The following is a 23,191-nucleotide window of genomic DNA, read 5'->3' as shown; positions in this document are numbered from 1 at the left end:
GGCGGCCCCCTTTTATCCGCTTTCAGGAGAAAATAATGCCAACGAAAATTGTCATAAAAAAGAACACCTATTTTGACTCCGTGTCATTAATGTCCGTTTCCACTAAAGCCAATAAATTGTCGGGCGTTGAACAGGCCTTTGTCGCCATGGCAACGGAAATGAATAAGGGCGTATTAAAAAACCTCGGGCTGTTAACGCCGGAATTAAATGAGGCGAAAAACGGCGACCTGATGATCGTCATTAAAGGTGACGCGGCGAATGATGAAACGCTGGCCGCTATTGAAGCGCTGTTCACGCGTAAAGAGAGCGCCAGCTCTCATGAAGCGCGCTACGCGACGATTGCCAGCGCTAAAACCCATCGCCCGGAGAGCAACCTCGCGGTGATTTCCGTCAACGGCACCTTCGCCGCCCGCGAGGCGCGTCAGGCGCTGGAAAACGATCTCAACGTAATGCTCTTCTCCGATAACGTCTCGCTCGACGACGAGCTGGCGCTGAAGCAGCTGGCGCACCAGAAAGGACTGCTGATGATGGGGCCGGACTGCGGCACCGCCATCATCAACGGCGCGGGACTGTGCTTCGCCAACGCGGTGCGTCGCGGACCGATTGGCATCGTCGGCGCATCCGGCACCGGCAGCCAGGAGCTGAGCGTGCGCATCCATGAATTCGGCGGCGGCGTGTCGCAGCTGATTGGCACCGGCGGGCGCGATCTTAGCGAGAAGATCGGCGGCCTGATGATGCTCGACGCCATCGACATGCTGGAAGCCGACGAGGGCACCCAGGTTATCGCGCTGATCTCCAAACCAGCGGCTCCTGTCGTGGCAGAAAAGGTGCTGGCCCGCGCCAGAGCCTGCCGCAAGCCGGTAGTTGTTTGCTTCCTCGGGCGCAATGAACCGCCCGCCGATGAGGACGGACTGCAGTTTGCGCGCGGCACCAAAGAGGCGGCGCTGAAGGCCGTTCTGCTTACCGGCATCAAAAAAGAGTCCCTTGATCTGCACCCGCTCAACTGGCCATTGATTGAAGAGGTGCGCGCCCGCCTGACCCCGCAGCAGAAGTACATTCGCGGCCTGTTCTGCGGCGGCACCCTGTGCGACGAAGCGATGTTTGCCGCGCTGGAGAAGTTCGACGACGTGTACAGCAATATCCAGCCGGATCCCGCTAAACGCCTGCCGGACGTCAGCGTCAGTAAAGCCCACACCTTCCTCGACTTTGGCGACGACGATTTCACCAACGGCAAGCCGCATCCGATGATCGACCCGACCAACCGCATCAGCCGCCTGCTGCAGGAGGCGCGCGATCCGGAAGTGGGCGTCATCGTGATGGACTTTGTGCTGGGCTTCGGCGCGCACGAGGATCCGGCGGGGGTGATGATCGAGGCGATCAAAGAGGCGCAGGCCATCGCGAAGGCCGATAACCGTCCGCTTGAGATCCTCGGATACGTGCTCGGCACCGATCAGGATCCGCAGTCGCTGGCACAGCAGTGCCAGATGCTGACCGACGCAGGCGTCATCTGGGCCAGCAGCAGCACCAATACCGGATTACTGGCACGCGAATTTGTCTGCAAAGGGGAGAACGCATAATGACCACCTTATTTAACCAGCCGCTGAACGTCATTAACGTGGGTATCGCGATGTTCAGCGACGATCTTAAAAAGCAGCACGTACCCGTCACCCAGCTCGACTGGACGCCGCCGGGGCAGGGCAATATGCAGGTCGTTGAGGCGCTGGATCAGCTGGCGGAAAAACCGCTGGCGGAGAAGATCGCCGCCGCCAACCAAATCGCGCTTGAGCGCATTATCCAGTCCCATCCGGTGCTGGTGGGCTATGACCAGGCGATTAACGTCGTGCCGGGGATGACCCGCACCACCATTCTGCACGCTGGTCCGCCTGTCTCCTGGGAAAACATGTGTGGCGCGATGAAAGGCGCGGTCACCGGTGCGCTGGTGTTTGAAGGGCTGGCGAAAGATCTGGACGACGCGGCACGGCTTGCCGCCTCAGGGGAGATCACCTTCTCGCCGTGCCACGAGCATGACTGCGTGGGCTCCATGGCGGGCGTTACCTCTGCGTCGATGTTTATGCACATTGTTGAGAACAAAACCTACGGCAACCGCGCCTTCACCAACCTCAGCGAGCAGATGGCGAAGATCCTGCGCATGGGCGCCAACGACCAGAGCGTCATCGACCGCCTGAACTGGATGCGGGACGTGCTCGGCCCGATGCTGCGCGACGCGATGAAGATTATCGGCGAAATCGACCTGCGCCTGATGCTGGCCCAGGCGCTGCACATGGGCGATGAGTGCCACAACCGCAACAATGCGGGCACCACGCTGCTGATCCAGGCGCTGACCCCGGGGCTGATCCAGGCGGGCTATCCGGTTGAGCAGCAGCGCGAGGTATTTGAGTTTGTCGCCAGCAGCGACTACTTCTCCGGCCCGACGTGGATGGCGATGTGTAAAGCCGCCCTGGACGCCGCCCACGGCATTGAATACAGCACCGTGGTTACCACCATGGCGCGCAACGGCTACGAGTTCGGCCTGCGCGTTTCCGGCCTGCCGGGGCAGTGGTTCACCGGCCCGGCGCAGCAGGTGATTGGCCCGATGTTTGCGGGCTACCGGCCGGAAGATTCCGGGCTGGATATCGGCGACAGCGCGATCACCGAAACCTACGGCATCGGCGGCTTTGCGATGGCGACGGCCCCGGCGATCGTTGCGCTGGTGGGCGGCACGGTGGAGGAAGCTATCGACTTCTCCCGTCAGATGCGCGAAATCACCCTCGGCGAAAACCCGAACGTCACTATTCCGTTGCTCTCGTTTATGGGGATCCCGACCGCCATCGACATCACCAGAGTCGCCGGCAGCGGCATTCTGCCGGTAATTAACACCGCTATTGCGCATAAAGATGCGGGCATCGGCATGATTGGGGCGGGCATCGTTCACCCGCCGTTTAGCTGTTTTGAAAAGGCGCTGTTGACCTTCCGCGATCGCTACTTTTTATAAGGTATGCATCCATGAAAAACATGAAACTGGAGTGGAAAAGAGGTGACTGGGCGGCGTATTTCGGGTTGATGACCAACAACCTGACCAATTTGCTGACCATGATGGGGTTGCTCATTTTTGTCGTCGGCATCCCGAAGGAGATTGTTTATGGACGCATTGCGCCAGCCTTCGGGCTGGCGGTGCTGACCGCGAGTATTTGCTACGCCTGGTTTGGCATGCAGATGGCGCGCCAGACCGGGCGCACGGACGTCACCGCGCTGCCGTCCGGCCCCAGCGCGCCGTCGATTTTTACCGTGACCTTCCTGGTGCTGATGCCGGTCTATCAGCAGACCGGTGATGCGGAGTTCGCCATCCAGATTGGCCTGGTGTGGTGCTTCGTGGAGGCGATGATCCTGGCGGGCGGCTCGTTTTTAGGGGAGACCATCCGCAAGATGATCCCGCGCACCGTGCTGCTGTCGTGCCTGTCCGGTTTGGGTCTGCTGCTGCTGGCGATGAACCCGATGCTGCAGGCGTTCGAGGCGCCGACCGTGTCGTTTATCGTGCTGCTGCTGATTTTCATCAACTGGTTCGGTAAAAAGCCCATTTTCGCCCGCATCCCGACCGGATTGCTGCTGCTGATTGCCGGCACGGCCCTGGCGTGGATCTCCGGCCTGCAGAGCCCGGAGGCGATTAAAGCTTCCATGTCATCCTTCGGCTTTAACCCGCCGCAGGTGCACGTGGAGGGCTTCCTGCAGGGGCTGCCGCACGCGCTGCCGTATCTCGCCTCTGCCGTACCGCTGGGTCTGGCGAACTACATCTTTGACCTGGAGAACATCGAAAGCGCCCACGCGGCGGGGGATGAATACCCGACGCGTAAAGTCATGCTGGCGAACGGTCTGGCCTCCATGCTCGGCTGCCTGATGGGCAACCCGTTCCCGGTGACGGTCTACGTCGGCCATCCCGGCTGGAAAGCGATGGGCGCGAGCATCGGCTACACGCTGGCCTCCGGCGTGACCATGTTCATCGTGCCGCTGTTCGGACTGGGGGCGTTTATGCTCGCCATCATTCCGATGACCGCCATCGTGCCGATTCTGGTGTTTATCGGCGTGGTCACCGCCAACCAGGTGGTGAGGGAAACGCCGAAGGTGGAAGTGCCCGTGATCTTCATCTGCCTGTTCCCGTGGATCGCCAACTGGGCGCTGACCATGATGAACAGCGTGTTGGGCGCGGCGGGCACGAATGCCGCCAAAATCGGTACCGACGTGCTGCACAGCAAAGGGATCTACTACGAAGGATTAGTCCATCTGGGGAACGGGGCACCGCTCGCCAGCATGCTGTGGGGCTGTATCGCCATTTTCGCCATCATCAACAAACCGCTGCGCGGGGCCGTGGCTGCGGCGGGCGGGGCGTTGCTGGCGCTGTTCGGGGTGATCCACGCTCCGGTCGTGGGCTTTGCCGAAGGCCGTTCGCTGATGTTCGTCACCGCGTATCTGATGATGGGCGGCATGTTTGTGGTGAAGCATATGCTGGATAGTCGTGAAGCGGCGAGCGCTGAGCCGGGTACTGTTGCGAAGGAGCACGTATGAAAGAGCTTATGGTCGTCGCCATTGGCGGCAACAGCATTATCAAAGACAACGCCAGCCAGTCGATTGAACATCAGGCGCAGGCGGTTAAAGCGGTGGCAGAGTCGGTGCTCGAAATGCTGGCCTCCGACTATGACATCGTGCTTACCCACGGCAACGGCCCTCAGGTGGGGCTGGATCTGCGCCGCGCTGAAATTGCCCACGAGCGGGAGGGGCTTCCCCTCACGCCGCTGGCAAACTGCGTGGCGGACACCCAGGGCGGCATTGGCTACCTGATCCAGCAGGCGCTGAACAACCGCCTGGCCGCGCGCGGGGAGCAAAAAGCGGTTACGGTCGTCACGCAGGTGGAAGTGGATAAAAACGATCCCGGCTTTACGCACCCGACGAAACCGATCGGCGCGTTCTTCAGCGAGGCGCAGCGCGACGAACTGCAGCGCGCGCACCCGGACTGGCACTTTGTTGAGGACTCGGGTCGGGGATATCGTCGCGTGGTGGCCTCGCCGCAGCCGCTGCGCATTGTCGAGGCCGATGCGATCAAGACACTGACGCAAAAAGGCTTTGTGGTGATTGGCGCGGGCGGAGGCGGTATTCCGGTGGTGCGCACTGAGCAGGGCGATTACCAGAGCGTCGACGCGGTGATTGATAAAGATCTCTCCACCGCGATGCTGGCGCGCGAGATCCGCGCCGACGTGCTGGTGATTACCACCGGCGTGGAGAAGGTGTGCGTCAACTTCGGCAAGCCAAACCAGCAGGCGCTGGACACCGTCAACGTAGCGGAGATGACGCGCTACAGGGAAGAAGGTCACTTCCCGGAGGGCAGCATGCTGCCCAAAATCGTCGCCTCGCTGGAATTTTTACACCACGGCGGCAAGCGGGTGATCATCACCTCGCCAGACTGCCTGCCCGCCGCGCTGCGCGGGGAAACCGGTACCCATATTGTGAATGAAGGAAGATGAGATGAGTGAAAACAAAAGCCGCCGTGAATTTATCAGCCAGAGCGGCAAAATGGTGACCGCCTGCGCGCTGTTTGGCGCGACCGGATCCGTCGCGTATGCTGCTGACTCCGCAAAGCCACTCTGCGAGACCGGTAAGCCTATGAATATCACCGCGAAACATTACTATCTGGACAACGTGCTGCTCGAAGCCGGGTTTAACTTCGACGGCGGCGTGGCGACGAGCACCCGTACCGAGCTGAAAACGCTGGAGATCAAGGACGGGAAGATCGTCGCCCTGCGCGACAACAAGCGCCACGCCGACGCCACGCTGCCGCACTACGATGCGGGCAACAAGCTGATGCTCCCGGCAATGCGCGACATGCACATCCACCTGGATAAAACCTTCTACGGTGGCCCGTGGCGATCGCTCAACCGCCCGGCGGGCACCACGATTCAGGATATGATCCGCCTGGAACAAAAGCTGTTGCCTGAGCTGCAGCCCTACACCCAGGAGCGTGCGGAAAAGCTGATCGACCTGATCCAGTCGAAAGGCTCCACCATCGCCCGCAGCCACTGCAACATTGAGCCGGTTTCCGGCCTGAAAAACCTGGAAAATTTGCAGGCGGTCCTGGCGCGCCGCAAACCTGGTTTTGACTGCGAAATCGTCGCCTTCCCGCAGCACGGGCTGCTGCTGTCGAATTCTGAAAAGCTGATGCGCGAGGCGATGCAGGCCGGGGCGCACTACGTTGGCGGGCTGGACCCGACCAACGTCGACGGCGCGATGGAGAAATCTCTCGATCTGATGTTCCAGATTGCGCTGGACTACGACAAAGGGGTGGACATTCACCTGCACGAAACCAGCCCGGCGGGCGTGGCGGCGGTGAACTACATGGTCGAAACCGTGGAGAAAACGCCGGCGTTGAAGGGGAAACTCACCATCAGCCACGCCTTCGCGCTGGCGACGCTCAACGAACAGCAGGTGGATGAGATTGCCACCCGCATGGCGGCGCAGCAGGTAACCATCGCCTCCACCGTGCCGATTGGCACCCTGCATATGCCGCTGAAGCAGCTGCGGGACAAGGGCGTGTTTGTGATGACCGGCACCGACAGCGTGATCGACCACTGGTCGCCGTACGGTCTGGGGGACATGCTGGAGAAAGCCAATCTCTATGCCCAGCTCTATATTCGCCCGAACGAGCAAACGCTCTCCCGTGCGCTGGGGATTGCGACCGGCGACGTGCTGCCGCTGAACGACAAAGGCGAACGCGTGTGGCCGAAAGTGCAGGATGACGCCAGCTTTGTGCTGGTAGACGCCTCCTGTTCTGCCGAAGCCGTGGCGCGCATTTCCCCGCGTACCGCAACGTTCCATAAAGGAAATCTGGTCTGGGGTACGGTGGGCTAATGGGTTGCCGGGTGGCGCTGCGCTTACCCGGCCTACGGTTCGGAGATTTTGTAGGTCGGGTAAGGCGAAGCCGCCACCCGACAATGCAGTATACTGCTGTGCACATTCTTAAAGAGGGATCTGCCATGGCACAAAACATCTACGACAACCCGGCGTTTTTTGAAGGCTACGCCCAGCTTCCGCGTTCGGTGCAGGGGCTGGACGGCGCGCCGGAGTGGCCCGCGCTGAAAAGCCTGCTGCCCGATTTAACCGGCAAATCGGTTGTCGATCTCGGCTGCGGCTACGGCTGGTTCTGCCGCGCCGCGCGCGAGTTGGGTGCTGCTCACGTCACGGGGATCGATATCTCAGAAAAGATGCTCGCCCGCGCAGCGGAGCTTACCGCGGACCCACTGATTCACTATCAGCGTAGCGATCTGGACTCTCTCAGCCTCGACGAAAACAGCGTCGATCTGGTCTACAGCTCGCTGGCGCTGCACTATCTGCCGGAACTGGACACGGTATTTGCCGAGGCTCAGCGCGCGCTTAAGCCCGGCGGCAGCCTGGTCTTTTCGATGGAGCACCCGATATATACCTGCGCCTCGCGTCAGGGCTGGCTGACCGACGATAACGGCGAGAGGTTCTGGGGCGTGAATCATTATCAGGACGAAGGCCAGCGCGTCAGCAACTGGCTGGCGGACGGGGTGATCAAATACCACCGCACGCTGGGCACCACGCTTAACGCGCTGATCAAGGCCGGATTAACGATAAGCAACGTCAACGAGTGGGGACCAACGCAGGCGCAGATTGACGCCTGGCCCGCGCTGGCCGAGGAGGCGGAGCGCCCGATGCTGGTGCTGATCGCCGCCCGCAAGGATCAGTAGCCGACCTTGTATACGCGCCCGGTCTGCACGCCTTCCACGCTGCGACGATAGGCTTGCGCCACCGTGGCGGCAGGCACGCTTTCGAAGCCCGGGAAGAAGCCATCGTACGTGTCGACCGATTCGGTAAGCACCGTCGGGCTGATCAGGTTGATGCGGATCCCGCGCGGCAGTTCGCAGGCTGCCGCGCGAACAAACCCTTCCAGCGCGGCATTCACCGTGGTGGCGTTCACGCCCTGCGCAATCGGCTCGTGTGCCACGATCCCGCTTATCAACGTAATCGAGCCGCCTTCATTCAGGTAGTGCTGGCCGGTCAGCGCCAGGCGCACCTGCCCCAGCAGCTTATCCTGCAGCCCCTGGTTAAAGTCGCTGTCTTTCATGGTCGCGAGCGGGCCGAAGTAGAGGCCACCGCTGGCGGACACAATCGCATCCACCTGGCCGATTTTCTCGAACAGCGCCTGAACGCTTGACTGCGAGGTGATATCCACCTGCTCGTCGCCCTGGGTGCGACCGACGCGGATGACCTCGTGGCGACGACTCAGCTCTTCCGTTACCGCACGACCGACCGTACCGCTGGCACCAATAATGACGATTTTCATAGCTGACTCCTTCTGTTGTGAGCCTTCATTCTTTAATAAATTAAAATGCGGATAAACTGGGCTAAAGTTAGAAGATTGCTAACCAGAGGTTTGGAATATGGATAAGCTCCGCAGCATGGAGACGTTTATTGCCGTGGTGGAAAGCGGCAGCTTCACCGGTGCGGCGGCGCGGCTGGAGATGTCGGCGGTAATGGTGGGGAAGTACGTTGCGCTGCTGGAATCACAGCTTGGCACTCGCCTGCTGGAGCGTAACACGCGCCGCCAGAGCCTGACGGATGCCGGACGGGTCTATTTCGACGAGGCGAAGCGGGTGCTGGAGCAGGTCTCCATTGCTGAGAATGCAGTCGAGCGGCTCCGTGCTGCACCTGCCGGAACGTTGCGCGTCACGGCGCCCACGTCGTTTGGCGGCTGCGTGATCGCCCCGCTGACGGCCACCTTTTTACAGCGCTACCCGGAGGTACGCATCGAGTTGGATCTCACCAACCGAATGGTCGATCTGGTGGAGGAGGGCGTCGATCTGGCCATTCGCATTGGCGACGTTCGCAACGACGATCTGGTGGCGAAATACCTGTGCCCCTACAACATGGTGATCTGCGCCGCACCGGATTATTTAGCACGACACGGCACGCCGCAAACGCCTGACGATCTGGTGGATCATCTCTGTCTTTCGCACACGGTGTGGACGGCACGCAACGAGTGGCGGCTGCCGGGCGTGGAAGGGGAGGTGCGCTGGAAACGGGATGCCGTATTACGGTGCAACGACGGCTACGGCTTACGCATGGCGGCGCGAGCCGGGGCGGGGCTGTTGCTGCAACCGGAAGTGCTGGTGGCGGAAGAACTGGCAAGCGGCAGACTGGTGCGGGTAATGGAACCGTTCACGCCCGCGCCAAGGCCTGTGCATCTACTGTGGCGCCAGGATTTGCGGCCACTGCCTAAGCTGACGGAATTTATCGCCCATATTCTGCTAAGATTGAGCACACTATAAAAACAGAAGGTAAGCAAAGAATGTCCGTGAGTAAACTCGCCAGCAGCGCGCAGGGCCTGCAATCATCTGCCATCCGTGAATTATTAAAACACAGCAAAATGGCCGGCGTCATTTCGCTGGGCGGGGGTATTCCTAATCCCGATCTGTTCGATCGCGAAGGGCTGAAAATCGCTGCTGATGCCGTATTATCTCAGCATTTTGGCGAGGCGTTTCAGTATGGCCTGACCGAAGGCGTACCGGGACTGCGGGAAGAGATTCAGCGCATTTGCGAGGGGCGAGGCATTCGCTGTAAGGCGGATGACGTGGTCGTAACCTCCGGTTCACAGCAGTCCCTCGACGTGCTGGCGCGCGCGTTAATTAACCCGGGCGATATCGTCGTCGTCGAGCGTCCAACCTATCTTGCCGCGCTGCAGGTATTCGGCCTGGCGCAGGCGAATTTTGAATCCGTTGGCACCGACGGCGACGGCATGAAGGTGGATGAGCTAGAAGCGCTGGTGGCCAAAAAAGCCATTAAAGCGGTCTATATCGTTCCAACCTTTGGTAACCCTGGCGGCGTGACGCTTTCTGAGGCGCGTCGTAAACAGCTGGTGGAGCTCTCGAAGCGCTATGACTTCGTAATCATCGAAGACGATCCGTACAGCGAAATTAACTATACCGATGAAGTCTTCCGCCCGTTAATTGCCCATGCCAAAGATATCGGCAATGAAGAGAACGTGGTGTATACCTCCACCTTCTCTAAAATCCTTGCGCCGGGCACGCGCGTAGGCTGGGTGGTGGTGCCGGAATGGTTGAAGCGCGCGGTGGTGAACCTGAAGCAAACCACCGATCTGCACACCAGCACGCTGTCGCAGCTGATGACGTATGAGTACCTGAAGACCGGCCGTCTGGCCGATCAGATTAAAACGATCCGCGAAGCCTATCGCCAGAAATACCAGACGTTCGCCACGGAACTGGAAGCCGAGCTGGGCGACGTGATGTCGTTCCACAAGCCGAAGGGCGGCATGTTCCTGTGGGCGAAAATGAACAACGGCATGAACACCACCCGCTGGCTGGAAAAAACGTTAAGTAACGGCGTGGTATTTGTGCCGGGCGAATTTTTCTACTGCAATGAGCCAGACCCAGCGACGCTGCGCATGTCGTTTGTCACGCCAACGGATGAAGAGCTGAAAGAGGCCGTTCGACGCCTGAAAGCCTCTTTATAACAGAATGGCGGGGTATGATTCTGGACGTTATTTAAGCGGTGAAACTGAAAATGCAGATCAGGAACTTCACGTTAACTTGCGCAGGATCATACCCGGGCCATGTTTTTGGATTGTATTCGAAAAGTAATACCAAAATTAACATTAACTAACTCATTAATTATTAATGCTTTTTTTCTAAGAAAAGCATTTTTTGTATTATCCTTTTTCGGATTGCTCTTACACTTGTTGCCCATATTCTTATTTGCATCTCATTCATTTTGATCTGAATAATGTCTCATGGAATAAGCGCAGTCGTTGGATGATTTTTTAGCGTTCGCTCAGGGTTAAATCACTTCACAGGCTCTATTCCCGGAATGTTATACATGGATCAGTATAAGGTTACGGATGATGATTATTTGTGTATCTGATAATGTCTGGTTCAGAATTGGGTTGAGTGAAATCATACAAAATTGCCAGAGAGATAAGCAGGAACTGAAGTTTTTAGCATTTGAAAAAGCCAGCGTAACGCTGAGCACGATGGTAATGAGATCACCGGTCACGATAATCATTGACTATTATATTGCTGACCACGGTTTACTGTTGTTACTGTTAAAGATGAAGCGCCAGAATGTTTTTGACAATATACTTATTATTACGACTAATGCGCGAATTGTGGAAGTGACTGAAAATATTTTGCTGGACTCGGTTGCTGATATCTTAATTGATAACAGCGAATCATTTGATAAACTCAGCACTTTTATGGTCAAAGATAAGGCTGGCCAGATTATTTCAAAATCCGTGACCAATAAAACCTGGGCGATGATTAAGAAAAATTCAAATCTCACCCACCGGGAATTAGACCTGATGCCATTTTTTATTACAGGGAAAGGTAATAAAGAGATCTCCCGTCAGGTCGATATTAGTGAGAAAATGGTCAGTATTCACCGGCGTAACATTTATTCCAAACTCCAGGTTGAGAGTCTTACCGGGCTTTATCATTACCTGACAACGGATATAAAGGTTACATAACGTTCGCCGGGAAATGAAGCGTTTTATGCGGGTGTAGTATTCAGGCAGAAACGATGCACTGTTATTCATAATATGTTGTATAAACAGAAGGAGCTGTATATGAAATTGAAATCTCTTTGCGCGGCGATGGTTGCCCTGGGGCTTTTTACCTCTTTTGCCCATGCGGCAGACGGTAAGTTAAAATTTGTAGGGCAAATTGGCTCATCATCCTGCAAGCTCTCCGGGGAAAGCACTGCCGAAATTACGGTTCCGATGGGAACTATTCCGATGGAAACCTTAAAACAAGATGCTAATGGTCCGGAGGTGGGCTTTGCCATTAACCTGACGGGCTGTCAGCCGGGCACCTATTATCTGGTTCTTGACGGCGTCAGCCCGTCCGGTCAGCCGAACGTGCTGGACCTGGATAACGCGACCGCCAGCACCACAGCAAAAGGGGTGGGGATTCAGATTAAAGATATCTCCGACCAGAACATTACCTTATCCAAAACCCTTGATAAATCCGATGCCAGCATCACTATTGCTGAAGGCGACACCTCGGGCAGCGGGACGTTCTTCCTGAAAGCGAACTATTACGCCTATAACAAAGATGCGGTCACCACCGGGGAAGCAAACGCAACGGCCACCTTCACCATTGTTCAACAATAACAGGAGCAGGCCTTCGGGCCTGCTTTTAAGGTGGTATGATGAAGTCACTTATTATTGCGCTATTCGCGCTGTACTCCGCATCGGCTATTTCAGCTATTCAGATTGAAAGTTCACGGGTGATTTATTCCGGTGAGAATAAATCGGCTTCGTTAACGCTGCATAACGCGTCGCAAAAAAATTATATTATCCAGACCTGGCTGGACGAAGATTCAGACAAACCCGGAAAAGAGATGGTGGTGACGCCGCCAATTATGAAGGTGAAACCCGATCAATCCGCCGTGTTACGTTTTATCTATTCCGGTAAAGGATTACCGATCGACAGAGAAAGCGTTTACTGGATTAACGTTCAGGAAATACCGCCCCGGGCCAGCGAGCCTAATGTGATGCAGCTGGCGATTCGAACGCGCCTTAAGCTTTTTTATCGCCCGGTTGGGATGAAGGCAAAACTGGACGAGCAGATAGGTCAGTTAACGCTGACGAAAAATAGCGATGCATTGGTCGTCAGCAATCCTGGGCCTCTGCATATTAGCCTGAGTCAGTTAATGATTAAAACCCCGCAGGGAAAAGAACAAAAAATAACGGCCCCGATGATCGCTCCCTTTGGCAGCGAAACGATTCCTTTTCCCAAAGGCTCGCGGGTGGTTGGCTTAACGTACATTAACGATTACGGCGGCGTTGCCGACGTGAAAATGCACTAAGCCCACGGTTGCAGATTATTAAATAATGTCATGGATGAATCATTATGCAACGAACATGGATCCCCCTGTGCGCGCTCACCTCTTTACTGGTTTCCGGCAGCGAATGTCTGGCGCAAAGTGAATATAACACCGCATTTTTTCATGGAGCGGGCGAGCAATCGTTCATTAATTTGATCGACCCTGATTCCGGCATTATTCCCGGAACCTATTCCCTCGACGTTTACGTTAACCGAAAGCTCGTAGAACAGCGTGACGTTGAGATCGTCCGCGATAAGCCCGACAGCGCGCTGCACCCGTGCATTAGCGCCGATCGGCTGCGTGCGTGGTCCGTCGCTCTTCCCGCTGACGATGACGAGTCGTGCTATCCCCTCAAGCGCCGGATTGCGGGTGCGTCCATGAGCGTTACGATGACCGAGCACCGGCTGGATATTCAGGTTCCCCAGCTCAATATGCTGACGCAACCGCGCGGAACGGTACCCGCCACGCGTTACGACGAGGGCATCAATGCCGCTTTTGTGAATTACAACCTGGCGGCGAACACCATCAGAAGCTACGGGCAAAACAGCCAGTACGCCTACCTTTACCTGAATAACGGTATCAATATAGGGGCGTGGCGCTTGCGCCAGATGGCGAACCTGACAAAGCGGGATGGGGACACGGGCCACTGGAAAAACGTCTCGTCGTGGGCTGAAAGGGCGCTTCCGTCACTCAGGAGTCGTCTGCTGCTGGGACAAGGGAGTACCGGAACAACCCTCTACGACAGTATTCCGTTTCGTGGGGTGCAGCTGGCCTCGGAGCCCATGATGCGTGCAGACAGCCAGTCGCGCTATGCCCCTGTCGTCAGAGGCGTGGCGGAAAGCAATGCCCGCGTGGAGGTTCGACAGAATAAGTATCTGATCTACTCCACCAACGTGCCGCCGGGACCGTTCGCGTTTGATGACATTGTGCCGGTCAGTCAGAGCGGGGATCTGTTTGTCACCATCATTGAAACCGACGGACGGAAAACCAATCTGGTGATCCCCTATACCGTGCTCCCGGGACTGGTTCGCAAGGGGCAGTGGAACTATGAAATCACGGCCGCAAAATATCATGACGGTGCCGACGGCTATGCCCCTGCGTTTGTTGAAAGCCAGCTCGCCAGAGGGATGAGCGATACGGTGACCCTGTCGGGCGGCCTGCTTTCGGCGGAACACTACCGCAGCGCGGCGATGGGCGTGGGCAAAAACATGGGGCATTTTGGCGCGGTGTCCGTCGATCTGGCGTTATCCGACACGCGGCTTGCGCGGGGCGACGATGAGCAAGGGGGGAGCGCTCGCTTCCTGTACGCGAAATCCTTTCTCGATTCCCGCACCGATTTCCAGGTGGCGGGCTATCGTTACTCCTCGTCCGGTTATTACGATTTCCAGGAGTCGGTTCAGGAACGTCGCCGCTGGGATAATGGCCGATATAAAACCTATTACTGGGATGACGCCGATCAGGATAACCCTGACTGGGTCGCGTCAAAGCCTGAAATCCATTACGACAGCCGCTACGCAACCAAAAAAGCGCGGCTGGATATCTCAATGAGCCAGCAGATAGGTGAGATCAGCCAGCTTTATCTCACCTTCAGCAAGCAAAGCTACTGGCAGGATGCCGGTTCCGATACCACGGTTCAGTCTGGCTTTACCTCACGGCTGGGCAATGTGACCTGGAGTCTGTACTACCAGAATACGCGCAACCACTACATTGCACATGACAGCAGCATTAACCTGCGCCTGTCCCTGCCGCTCAGTTTTGGCAGCCACCCGGCGACGGCGACGACAGACCTTCACGCCGATCGTGCCGGAAACGTGTCCTCCTCCGCGGGGCTGAGTGGCTCCTTGCTTGAGGATAACCGCCTTAGCTACGCCATGCAGGTGCAGCAAAACGATGCTGAGGGGACGGCGGGCGATCTGAGCATGGGCTACAAGGGGGGCGCCGGAAATCTGTGGCTGGGCTATTCCAGAGCGGAAGATGTGCAGCAAAGCAGCATGAACCTCAGCGGCGGCATTCTTGCTCACGCTGGCGGCGTGACGCTGTCCCAGCCACCGGGCAGTACCTTTACCCTGATTGAGGCTCAGGATGCGCAGGGGGTGAGGGTAGAGAATCAGGCCGGAGTGCGGATCGACGCTGCGGGCTATGCCGTTGCCCCGCATGCGATTCCTTATCGCAACAATACCTGGTCGTTAAACACCCAGGACTTCCCGGAGGGGCTGGACGTGCCTGTTGCCACCCAGAATAACGTCCCTACCCGCGGCGCGATTACGCGCGTGACGTTTGAAACATATCGGGGCGACAGCGTGCTGATTCACAGCAAACGACCCGACAACAGCGTGCCGCCGGTTGGCGCGCAGGCCTACAGCCGGGGCGAGCGTAACAACGGCATTGTCGGGCCTGACGGGGATATTTTTGTTTCAGGCGTGCTGCCGGGCGAAGCGATCGCCATTCGCTGGGGGGAGGGGGATGACGAACAGTGTCGCATCCAGCTTCCGGATGAGGAACGGCGAGAACAGGATACCGCGGGCTATCGCGAGATCAGCGCAATTTGTCGATAAAGGAGAGGACAATGCAATTTCAGGGACGACATATGCTGTACGCCGCGGTGATTTTTTGCTTCGGCCTGTTTTCTTCCACCGTTATGGCGCTGACCTGTAAAGCCCAGGGCTCGGTGAGCCAGTACGTTGCCATTAACAGCATCATCAAAGCGTCGATCGGTGACTTCGGCACCAACACCAAAATATGGGTATCGTCACCAATCACGGCGACGTTTACCTGCTCTGACACGGACGCCTATCCAAACGGCGAGAGCGCCTATTTATGGCTCGATCCGAAAGATGCGGTGAAAAACGTGCACAACTCTCTGGAGATTGGCATCACCTTCAGGAACGTCGATTACAAGCTGAAGAAAGGCGATAAAATAGAAATTGGTCCCGGTACCGTGTGCCGCCCTAACGGCAACAAAGGCTGTCTCTCCCCGGCGGCCCCGCAGACGTTCACGCTCACCTATCAGGTTTACATCAAAACCACCGGCCTTCCGGCGGCCACCAATGGCAAAGTGATGGGGGATGTCAGCCTGTCGCTCTTCCAGGTAGATGGCGTCGGCGGTCTGCGAGGCGGCACGGTGACTCAGGACGGTAACTTTAACCTGACCATTACCGGGCTGGATAAAATCACCTTTCTGGCCTGCACGCCAAAAGTGCTGCTGGTACCCGATACCCTCGACTTTGGCGTCATCAACGGCAGCTGGGCGACGCCCGGTAAGATTGAAAAAACAAAACCCTTTACGCTACAGGTCGATTTGACGCGTGAAGCCAGCGGTAAAACCTGCACGGGGGAGACGTTGCTGATGACGTTAAGCTCGACGAATACGGTCAAAGACGGAGCAATCATCATGCCCGCGGCAGACAGCGGCTTTGGGTTTATCATTTCCGCCAGCAGCCTGATGGAGCCGCGCATTGCGCTGAACACGCCGCAGGAGATAGGAACGATCGGTGGAGACCGGCTCACGCATGATTATCACGCAGGGTTTATATGGACGACCACGACGCCGAAGCTTGGGGATTACAGTGCGACAGCCACCTTTACCGTGACGTTCAAGTAACAAAAGTGGGGATTGCGCGCGGGCTATTTTGCGTAATACTTATCCCGCGCGATAACGGCCGCGTGATACCCACGGTAAACAGCTATGTTCGAACAACTGACTGGTATTCTGACGCACACCCCCATCTGGGTCTGGGTGCTGTTTGTGTTTCTGGTTTCTCGTGGGCTCCGGGCCCGCCGGCCCGCCACGGTCACGCTGGAAAAACTGGCGATAATCCCGGCCATTTTTCTGCTATGGGATATTTACGATCTGGTGATGTACCGCACCCTCAGCGTCGCGATGCTGTCTATGTGGTTTGCGGGCATTCTGGCTGGCGCTGCGCTGGGTTACGCATTGATTCGCCCGACGGCGGTAACTCGCGCCGCCGCGCCGCGCACCCTTTGCCGCCAGGCTGACTACACCGCGCTGCCGTTTATGATGCTGGCGTTCGCGGTGAAATACGTGCTGGGGGTAATGAGCGCCATCGCGCCGCAGACGCTGCAGCAGCCCGCCATCAGCGCCCTTGCGATTGCCTCTGGCGGGCTGTTTGCCGGGGTGTTTCTCGGCAAGTTTACGCGGTATGTTGAGGTGTTTAGCCGTACCACGCCGCGCCCGGCGGAGTGACGTTATTCTGTCGCGTGTGCCAGGGTGCGATCTGAAACATCGCCGCTGAGGGCTCGCGTGACTTCATGGATCCGCCAGATTTTCCCTTCACGCAGTGCGGCAAACAGGTAAACCTCTATCTCTGCCTGACGACCATCAGGATACGTGACCGTCACGATATGCCGGTCAGCCAGAAGTTCGTCATGACAGGCTATCTCCGCCACGCTAAAGGCGATCGTGCGGATCTGCGAGCGGACGTGGTTCAGGTGCTGAATAAAACCCCGGTAGTCAAGGGCGTGACCGTCCGTAACCTGTTGGTAATCGGGCGTAAATACCTCTGCCGGATCGATATCGCCGTTGAATAAGCGGGTTAACAGGCACGCCATTTTTTCGCGCTGCGCGGCGTTGTCTGGCTGGGCTACCAGAGAGGTGATAATGCTCATACGGGCTCCTTATGTGGTTGAGTCCCCATTATCCTTGACAGCCGAAGACGTGGTTTCTGTAATAGGTCGATGAATAACGATTTTCGGTCAAAATGAGATGGTCAGTTTTGAAACGCTCCGTCATCCCGGCGGGTATCGAACACCGTGGCACAGTCATCGCACCGGCCAGCTGTGGCGCATTGCAACGGGTCTGCTGGTCATTGAGACGCAGCAGGCGCGCTCGGTCGTACCGGCAAAACACATCGGCTGGATCCCGCCAGGTCAGCAGCATGCCGCCTTTTCTGAAAGCGCAATAGAAGGCTGCGCCATCTATCTTGACCCCGCCTGCTGTGCAGGGCTTCCCGATGCACCCGCGCTGTTCGAGCCCGACGATCTCACTCATGCACTGTTTTCCCGTTTATGTGGTGCAGAGAACGAGTACGATCCGCGAAAGCTGACTTTGCTGCTGGATGAGCTTGCCCTGACGCCCCAGGTTCACTTTTCTCTGCCCGTGCCGACGGATCCGCGTCTGAAGAACGTGGTCAGCCATTTGCTGCAGTTTGTCGATGATAACCAGACGGTCGAGAGTCATGCTATTCATGCTGGGATGAGCGTGCGTACGTTCAACCGTCGGTTTAGTGCCCAGACCGGAATGAACTTTGTTAACTGGCGGCAGCTGGCGCGCGTCATGCAGGCAATGGAGTGGCTGGCGGCGGGGAAGCCGGTAGGGTGGATTGCGCTGTCCTGCGGCTACAGCAGCGTCAGCGCATTTATTGAGGTTTTCAGAGCATGGACCGGTAAAACACCGGGGCAGTGGGCGATGTTGCGGTCTGATGCCCTCCCCACGTCCCGCTGAGCTTTACAATGTAGGCCGGGTAAGGCGAAGCCGCCACCCGGCGATTGACTACCGCTCCCTCAGCGCCTCTTTCGCCCGGTTAAACGGCTTGATCAGATAATCCAGCACCGTTTTCTCGCCGGTCTTAATGTCCACCGTGGCAATCATCCCCGGCACAATCGAGAAATGCCTGCCCGCCTTATTGACCAGGTAATCCTGGCTGGTGCGGATAAATACCCGGTAGTAAAACACCTCTGGCTTGGCCTCATCCTGAATAGTGTCCGGCGAAATCGTCTCCACGACCCCGTGCAGCCCGCCGTAAATGGCGTAATCGTAGGCGGTGATCTTCACCAGCGCCTCCTGATTCGGGTGGATAAAGGCGATATCACGCGGCGACAGGCGGGTTTCAATCAGCAGATGATCGTCAACCGGCACAATCTCCATCAGCTCGCCGTTGGGCGGGATCACGCCGCCGATGGTGGTGACCTTGATGTTTTTGACGATCCCGCGCACCGGGGATTTTACCGTCAGACGGGTGACGGAATCCTGACGGCCCTTGAGGATCGCCGAAACCATATCCACCTCCGCGTTGGCCTTGGAGAGCGCCTCGCGGGCCTGGACGTAATACTGCGAACGCACGTCGGTGAGCTTCAGTTCCAGATCGCTTTTCTGCCGCTGCAGGCGCAGCACCTCCACGTGGCTGGCGGCCCCGGTTTTCACCAGCCGCTGGGTAATGGCCAGCTCTTTATTCGCCAGATCTAACGCGGCGCGAAGCTCCCGCTGGGTATCCTCCAGCTGCGCGCGGCGCGAGTTGTACAGCCGCGTTTCGTCGGCAATCAGATCCGGCCATTTCGCCAGTGAAGGAGGGAACTTCAGCGGCAGATCGTTCACCTCGGCATACAGGCGGGCGCTGGAGGCCAGAGACGCGCGGTAGCGCGCCGCGCTTTCGCCGACGTTTGATTCGGAACGGGTAGGGTCAAGCCGCGCCAGCACCTGTCCGGCCTGCACCTGATCGCCCTCGTGGACGTTCAGCTCGGTGAGGATCCCCCCGTCCAGCGACTGTAAAACTTGCTCACGCGAGCTGGGGATCACTTTCCCCGATCCGGTTGACACCTCATCCAGCACGCCAAACCACGCCCAGACGCCCAGCACCACAAACATCAGCAGCGAGAAGATCACGATCCGACGCGCGCCGGTGTAGCCGCTTTCGGAGTCGAGGGCGTTATCCAGATCGTCCATTGCCGCCACGTCACGCTGACTGATTTTCATTTTTCCACTCCCGTCCGGTTGCTGCCTGCTGCTGTTGCTGCTGCATACGGCTGTTGCTCAGCGCCTGGGCTTTTGGCGCGTCCATCACCAGCATCCCATCTTTCAACACGACCACGCGCTCCACCAGCTCCAGCACCGGTACGCGATGGGTGGCGACGATCAGGGTGCGGTGCCCGAGCCAGTCGCCCAGCCGCTGGATAAATTCCCGCTCGGTGTGCTCGTCCAGCGAGGCGGTGGGTTCATCCATCAGCACGATATTCGGATCGCGCAGCAGCATCCGCGCCAGCAAAATCGACTGACGCTGCCCGCCGGAGAGCCCCACGCCGTTTTCCATGATCGGGTAGTCCAGCCCCTTGGGCAGCTTCTGAACGAAACTTGCCGCGCCGGTCAGTTCCAGCGCCTCGAAGATCTCTTCGTCGGTGGCGCGCGGCATGCCAAGGGTGATGTTCTCGCGCAGGGTGCCGTAAAACAGCCGCGCGTTCTGGGTCATAAAGCCGACGTTGCGCCGCACGTCCGCCACGTCGAGATGCGGCAGGCTGAAGCCGTCGAGCCGCAGCTCGCCCGCCGCCAGATCCATCCCCCCCGCCATCGCCTGCAGCAGGGTCGATTTGCCCGCGCCGTTGCGCCCGAGGATCGCCACTTTCTCACCCGGCCCAATCTCCAGGCGGTTAATGCGCAGCGCCATGCGCGGATCGTCCGGCTGATAGCGGAACTGCGCCTGTTCAAAGAGGTAGTGACCGCGCAGCACGTCCTGGCGGATCGGCGTCTCCTCGCGCTGGTTTTCGGTGGGGAGCTGCATGATGCTGTCCAGCCCCTCTTTTGCCGCTTTAACCTGCTGCCAGCGGGCCAGCACGCCGCACAGCGTCGCCATCGGGGCGATCATGCGGGAGGCCAGCATCGAGGCGGCGACCACCGAGCCGGTGGTCAGGGTGCCGTCGATCACCATCGGCGCGCCGATCACAATCACGGCGGCGTAAACCAGACTCTGAATGGTCATCCCCCAGCTGATCAGGTTCTGCGTCAGCTCGCGGGTGCGCAGGCCGGATTCGGCGGTGATCTGGATATAGCTGTTCCACTGCTGCAAAAAGCGGTTTTCCGCCTGCATCAGCTTGATGTCCTCCAGCCCCTGCACGCTCTCCACCAGTACCGCGTTGCGCAGGGTTGATTCATGCGCCGACTGCTTTGCCAGCTCCGCCAGCTTTTTCTGCAGCAGCAGGCCGGGCAGGACCATGATCACCGCCGCGACCGGGGCGATCCACGCCAGCTGTGGGGCGATGATCGCCAGCACCACCACGAACAGTAAAAAGAAGGGCAGGTCGACAATCGTCGAGATGGTGGACGAGGTGACCATCTCGCGGATCTGCTCCAGCTCGCGCAGCTGTGAGATAAAGCTGCCGGTGGAGCGGGGAATCGCGCTGTTGCGCAGCCGCAGCGCGTGGCCGAAGACGCGATCCGAGACGCGCATATCCGAGCGCTTGCCCAGCAGATCCATAATGTGTCCGCGCGCCACGCGCAGCACGAAGCCAAACAGGGTGGCGATCAGCACCCCGATGGTCAGGACGTACAGAGTTGGGTAGGACTGGGCGGGGATCACCCGGTCATACACCTGCATGGAAAAGACGATCCCGGAAAGCGACAGCACGTTGATAAACAGCGCGGCGAGCATTACCCAGCTGTAGGGGCGGAGATCGCGCATCACCAGCCGGTAGAGCCAGTCCGGGCGATATTTTGAGATATAGGCATCCACGCGGCTGTCCTTCAGCGCGGCGAGTGGCCGCAGGGCAATGACGTGGCGGATGGCGGGCAGCATGGCCGTCATCGACAGCCGGTTAGTGTAGGTCTGGTCGTCGAAGAAGCTGACTTCCAGCGTGTCGTCGCCGTCGAAGTGCTCGATCGCGCCGACCCGGCCGTCATTCAGCGCCACCACCACCGGCAGACGCCAACTGTTGATCGACTGCTGGTCAGCGGTGAGCAGTTGAAACGACAGCCCCGCCTCACGCGCCAGCTGGGTGAGGGCGGGCACCATCGGTTTGCCTTTCAGCCACGGTGCGCCTGCGATCAGCGCGCCGGGCGAGCAGGCGACGCGGTAGCGCGTGGCAATAAAGCCAAAGGCCTGCGCCCACTGGGCCAGCGCCTCATCCGTCATGTTTTCACCTTGCGGGATATCACGCTGCTTCATGGCTGGATCTCCACGGTCTGGATGGTGCGGTTATCAAGGTCGAACGCATGACGCAATTGCCCGGTGTTATACAGGCAGTTGAGCTGCAGCTGGTGCAGCTGACCGAGGGTCTGCTGCTGGGTGAAGCGCGCCTGATAAACCTCCTGTTCGGCGTTGAGCACGTCGAGCAGCGGGCGCGAGCCGAGGTCAAGATACTGCTGCTGGTACAGTTCGCGGGTGCGGGCGCTGAGCGCCTCCTGGCGGCCCTGAATTTGCAGCGTGCTTTGCAGGCTCATCACCTGACTGCGGGCTTCCAGCAGTTTCTGGCGGACATCCAGGCGCGTGCGCTGAATGGTGGACTGTGCCGCTTCCACCGCGTGTCCGGCGGCGTTACGCCGGGCGGTGAGGCCGCCACCCTGATAGAGCGGCATCTGCACTTTCACCCATGCGGAATACTGGGTGCGATCCCGCGTGTCGCTGCCCGCGTAGCGATCGTTCATGTAGTGGCGCACCTCCGGCTCCAGCGAGACGGTTGGCGTCATCTGCGCGTCGGCGTAGTCGAGGTTAGCCTGGGCGACGTTAGCCTGCGCCCAGGCGGCGAGCACCGCAGGAACCAGGCGGTCGTCCGGCTCGGCGACATCGCAGCTGCGGGCCAGCTTTTGCGGAAAGTCGTTGCTGATCGCGTTCAGGCTGTTCCAGCCGAGAAAGCTCATCAGCGTCGCGCGGGCGCTCTCCAGGCTGGCCTGGTACTGCATCAGCTGGGCGCGCGCGCCTTCAATACGGGCATCGGTCTGCACCACGTCAGAGAGCGACGTGGCGCCCTCGTCGTTACGCTGGCGGGTCAGCGTGCCGATGGAGGAAAGAGCCTCAAGCTGCTCTTTGGCGGTGTCGACCATCTGCTGCCAGGTCTGCACCTGTACCATGGCGACGGCGGTATCGTGGGCGATGGTGTCGATACTCACCAGCACGTTGGCCTGCTGCTGGGCTACGCCAGCGCTCTCGGCGCGCACCTGGCTGGCCACTTTGCCGAAGTCGTAGAGCATTTGAGAGAGAGAAAGCACCAGCGACGGCGTAAAGCCGTTCTGGTCGCCGTCGTGGGAATACCCGTTGTCCACGCCGGCATTAATCTGCGGATAGTATTTTGACTTCGCGACGTCCACCTCTTCGCTCTGCTGGTAGAGTTTGCCCACGGCTTCGCTGATGGCCGGGTGCCACGTGACGGCACGGTTAACGGCTTCGCCAAGCTGTAATGAACCGGGAGCGGCATTGCCAGCTACCGGGGCCACGCGGCCGTTGAGTGAGGGGAGTTCCTGCGTTTCGCGAAGCTGTCCGGTATTGATGGTTGCCGCCGGATTTGCGCAGAAAGCGGGCACAGATATCAGGCAGCACGAGAGCCACCAGTAAGGCATCTTCATTCCCAT

20 protein-coding genes are annotated in these 23,191 nt (G+C 58.5%); 15 read left to right on the top strand and 5 right to left on the bottom strand.

The genetic code is table 11. The features are described 5' to 3' along the window. Positions 1-35 precede the first annotated feature (35 nt). The 6 genes from fdrA to V1572_RS20090 all read left to right on the top strand — a co-directional run bounded on the left by fdrA (position 36) and on the right by V1572_RS20090 (position 7,751). Positions 36-1,577 carry an acyl-CoA synthetase FdrA gene (fdrA, locus tag V1572_RS20115; RefSeq protein WP_395299530.1) on the top strand — a complete coding sequence of 514 codons (1,542 nt, stop codon included), beginning with the start codon at positions 36-38 and terminating at the stop codon, positions 1,575-1,577. Next, entirely contained in the window at positions 1,577-2,992 is a 1,416-nt protein-coding gene (locus tag V1572_RS20110) for a DUF1116 domain-containing protein (RefSeq protein ID WP_229226492.1), read from the top strand. The genes fdrA and V1572_RS20110 overlap by 1 nt, the downstream gene beginning before the upstream one ends. 11 nt (positions 2,993-3,003) lie before the next feature. Continuing rightward, positions 3,004-4,557, top strand: a complete 1,554-nt coding sequence (locus tag V1572_RS20105) for a xanthine permease (RefSeq protein WP_395299529.1) — start codon at positions 3,004-3,006, stop codon at positions 4,555-4,557. Beyond that, positions 4,554-5,510, top strand: a complete 957-nt coding sequence (locus V1572_RS20100) for a carbamate kinase family protein (protein ID WP_395299528.1) — start codon at positions 4,554-4,556, stop codon at positions 5,508-5,510. The genes V1572_RS20105 and V1572_RS20100 overlap by 4 nt, the downstream gene beginning before the upstream one ends. Before the next feature lies 1 nt (position 5,511). Further along, positions 5,512-6,891, top strand: a complete 1,380-nt coding sequence (locus V1572_RS20095) for an amidohydrolase family protein (protein WP_262766838.1) — start codon at positions 5,512-5,514, stop codon at positions 6,889-6,891. A gap of 125 nt (positions 6,892-7,016) precedes the next feature. Next, a complete protein-coding gene (locus V1572_RS20090) occupies positions 7,017-7,751 on the top strand; it encodes a bifunctional 2-polyprenyl-6-hydroxyphenol methylase/3-demethylubiquinol 3-O-methyltransferase UbiG (RefSeq protein WP_069720366.1) in 735 nt (244 codons plus the stop codon). On the opposite strand, the gene V1572_RS20085 is transcribed toward V1572_RS20090, so the two are convergent. Then, positions 7,745-8,347: a short chain dehydrogenase gene (locus V1572_RS20085; protein WP_069720367.1), complete on the bottom strand. Its 603-nt coding sequence runs from the start codon at positions 8,345-8,347 to the stop codon at positions 7,745-7,747. The genes V1572_RS20090 and V1572_RS20085 overlap by 7 nt on opposite strands. Positions 8,348-8,444: 97 nt before the next feature. Between V1572_RS20085 and V1572_RS20080 the strand changes: the two genes are divergently transcribed. The 8 genes from V1572_RS20080 (at position 8,445) to V1572_RS20045 (ending at position 17,107) form a co-directional block, all read left to right on the top strand. Beyond that, entirely contained in the window at positions 8,445-9,332 is an 888-nt protein-coding gene (locus V1572_RS20080) for a LysR family transcriptional regulator (protein WP_252074104.1), read from the top strand. A 20-nt stretch (positions 9,333-9,352) separates the two neighbouring features. Then, positions 9,353-10,534 (top strand): PLP-dependent aminotransferase family protein, encoded by a 1,182-nt coding sequence (locus V1572_RS20075; RefSeq protein ID WP_048029265.1) that lies wholly within the window; start codon positions 9,353-9,355, stop codon positions 10,532-10,534. A gap of 384 nt (positions 10,535-10,918) precedes the next feature. Next, the gene (locus V1572_RS20070) at positions 10,919-11,542 is read left to right on the top strand and encodes a LuxR C-terminal-related transcriptional regulator (protein WP_063622322.1); all 624 of its coding nucleotides are present in this window, start codon (positions 10,919-10,921) and stop codon (positions 11,540-11,542) included. Positions 11,543-11,641: 99 nt separating this feature from the next. Continuing rightward, a complete protein-coding gene (locus V1572_RS20065; RefSeq protein ID WP_045909280.1) occupies positions 11,642-12,187 on the top strand; it encodes a fimbrial protein in 546 nt (181 codons plus the stop codon). A gap of 35 nt (positions 12,188-12,222) precedes the next feature. After that, the gene (locus V1572_RS20060) at positions 12,223-12,885 is read left to right on the top strand and encodes a molecular chaperone (RefSeq protein WP_262766847.1); all 663 of its coding nucleotides are present in this window, start codon (positions 12,223-12,225) and stop codon (positions 12,883-12,885) included. 44 nt (positions 12,886-12,929) lie between these two features. After that, positions 12,930-15,458, top strand: a complete 2,529-nt coding sequence (locus V1572_RS20055) for a fimbria/pilus outer membrane usher protein (RefSeq protein ID WP_395299527.1) — start codon at positions 12,930-12,932, stop codon at positions 15,456-15,458. Between the two features lie 11 nt (positions 15,459-15,469). After that, positions 15,470-16,504, top strand: a complete 1,035-nt coding sequence (locus V1572_RS20050) for a fimbrial protein (protein WP_080474238.1) — start codon at positions 15,470-15,472, stop codon at positions 16,502-16,504. An 84-nt stretch (positions 16,505-16,588) separates the two neighbouring features. Next, positions 16,589-17,107: a DUF6622 family protein gene (locus V1572_RS20045; RefSeq protein ID WP_395299526.1), complete on the top strand. Its 519-nt coding sequence runs from the start codon at positions 16,589-16,591 to the stop codon at positions 17,105-17,107. A gap of 2 nt (positions 17,108-17,109) precedes the next feature. On the opposite strand, the gene V1572_RS20040 is transcribed toward V1572_RS20045, so the two are convergent. Then, positions 17,110-17,529 (bottom strand): nuclear transport factor 2 family protein, encoded by a 420-nt coding sequence (locus V1572_RS20040; protein ID WP_196352669.1) that lies wholly within the window; start codon positions 17,527-17,529, stop codon positions 17,110-17,112. A gap of 97 nt (positions 17,530-17,626) precedes the next feature. Between V1572_RS20040 and V1572_RS20035 the strand changes: the two genes are divergently transcribed. Next, a complete protein-coding gene (locus V1572_RS20035; RefSeq protein WP_048226659.1) occupies positions 17,627-18,364 on the top strand; it encodes a helix-turn-helix domain-containing protein in 738 nt (245 codons plus the stop codon). Positions 18,365-18,412: 48 nt separating this feature from the next. Here V1572_RS20035 and V1572_RS20030 read toward each other — a convergent pair whose 3' ends face one another. The 3 genes from V1572_RS20030 to V1572_RS20020 are packed head-to-tail and all read right to left on the bottom strand — an operon-like array spanning position 18,413 to position 23,191. Continuing rightward, positions 18,413-19,582, bottom strand: a complete 1,170-nt coding sequence (locus V1572_RS20030; RefSeq protein WP_086374946.1) for an HlyD family efflux transporter periplasmic adaptor subunit — start codon at positions 19,580-19,582, stop codon at positions 18,413-18,415. Positions 19,583-19,592: 10 nt separating this feature from the next. After that, complete coding sequence (locus V1572_RS20025; RefSeq protein WP_395299525.1) at positions 19,593-21,791, bottom strand: type I secretion system permease/ATPase; 2,199 nt, start codon at positions 21,789-21,791, stop codon at positions 19,593-19,595. Next, positions 21,788-23,191 (bottom strand): TolC family outer membrane protein, encoded by a 1,404-nt coding sequence (locus tag V1572_RS20020; RefSeq protein WP_045909274.1) that lies wholly within the window; start codon positions 23,189-23,191, stop codon positions 21,788-21,790. Before V1572_RS20020 ends, V1572_RS20025 begins: the two co-directional genes overlap by 4 nt.

The sequence above is a fragment of the Enterobacter quasiroggenkampii genome, from assembly GCF_043972695.1.
GTDB lineage: Bacteria > Pseudomonadota > Gammaproteobacteria > Enterobacterales > Enterobacteriaceae > Enterobacter > Enterobacter quasiroggenkampii.
Note: the sequence above shows the minus strand (reverse complement) of the source record. Positions and strands in the feature narration are given on the sequence as shown.